Here is a 1,316-nt window from a genome sequence, read left to right as displayed (position 1 = left end):
TGACCCTGCCCCGTTTTGACGGACATCCCAGATCAGGAGCAGTTGCTCCGGAAGGATGTTCATCATGGAGTCCATGGGCAAGAAGAAGCCAAGGCCTCGTCGCTCGTTCACGCCCGAGTTCAAGGCCGAGATCGTCGAGCTGTGCCAGCGCGGCGATCGGTCGGTCAGTCAGGTCGCGAAAGACTTCGACCTGACCCAGACCGCGGTGCGCGAATGGCTGAAGCAGGCCGAACGCGACGCCGGCACCGGCGACGACGGGTTGACCACCAGCGAGAAGGACGAGCTGACGGCGTTGCGGCGGGAGAACCGCCGGCTGCGCGAAGACGTCGACATCTTGAAGCGTGCCACGGCTTTCTTCGCGAAGGAGACCCGGTGAACTGTTACCCGTTCATCGAGGCGGAAAAGGCCGGCAACCACAACGTCGCCAGGGCTTGTGAGCTGCTCAAGGTCTCCCGTTCCGCCTACTACGCCGACCGGACCAACCCCGGATCGCGCCATGCCCGGCGTGACGTCGAGCTGACTGCGAAGATCGTCGAGATCCACGAAGAGTCCAAACACACCTACGGCTCCCCGCGAGTCCACCACGAACTGCGCGACCAAGGACAGCGGTGTTCCCGCAAAAGGGTCGCGCGCCTGATGCGCCAGATCGACCGCTACGGCCGGACCCCACGGCGGTGGAAGAAGACCACCATCGCCGACCCGGCCGCCGCCCACCGCCCGGACCTGATCGGCCGTGACTTCGCCATCGACCCCGACCAACCCCCGGCCCTGGACACCCGCTGGTGCGGCGACATCACCTACATCCACACCTGGCAAGGCTGGCTCTACCTCGCCACCGTGATCGACCTCGCCTCGCGCCGGGTCGTCGGCTGGGCGGTCGCAGACCACCTGCGCACCGATCTGGTCGCTGACGCCCTCACCGACGCCGTGAACCGACGCCGCCCAGCACCCGGCGTGATCTTCCACTCCGACCGCGGCTGCCAATACACATCAACCCAATACGCCAACCTGGCAAGAGACCTGGGCGTCGTCTTGTCGGTCGGGCAACGAGGCCAGTGCTGGGACAACGCCGTCGCCGAATCGTTCTTCTCCACCCTGAAAACCGAGCTGATCCACCGCCGCGCCTGGCCGACCCACAAAGCCACCACCAGCGCGATCTTCGACTACATCGAAGGCTGGTACAACACCCGCCGCCGACACTCCACCCTGAGCTACCTCAGCCCCGCCGCATACGAATCAAACACCACCACCAACACCGAACAAGTAGCCTGAACCAGCCCCACATCAACCCTGTCCGTCAAAACGGGTCAACCTCA

2 protein-coding genes are annotated in these 1,316 nt (G+C 64.9%); both read left to right on the top strand.

Going from position 1 to position 1,316, the window contains the following annotated elements; translation table 11 throughout:
- Window positions 1-64 precede the first annotated feature (64 nt).
- Window positions 65-376, top strand: coding sequence for a transposase (locus AB0M15_RS41835; protein WP_363832947.1), 312 nt, complete (start codon window positions 65-67; stop codon window positions 374-376).
- On the top strand, window positions 373-1,272 hold the full coding sequence (locus tag AB0M15_RS41830) for an IS3 family transposase (RefSeq protein WP_363832945.1): 900 nt from the start codon (window positions 373-375) through the stop codon (window positions 1,270-1,272). Before AB0M15_RS41835 ends, AB0M15_RS41830 begins: the two co-directional genes overlap by 4 nt.
- The last annotated feature ends 44 nt before the right edge of the window (window positions 1,273-1,316 follow it).

It is taken from the genome of Kribbella sp. NPDC051718, assembly GCF_040681515.1.
Lineage (GTDB): Bacteria > Actinomycetota > Actinomycetes > Propionibacteriales > Kribbellaceae > Kribbella.
Note: the sequence above shows the minus strand (reverse complement) of the source record. Positions and strands in the feature narration are given on the sequence as shown.

What these genes read in the sequence shown, in the direction of transcription:
- AB0M15_RS41835 (WP_363832947.1), top strand. Translation starts at nt 65, where the DNA reads ATGGAGTCCATGGGCAAGAAGAAGCCAAGGCCTCGTCGCTCGTTCACG.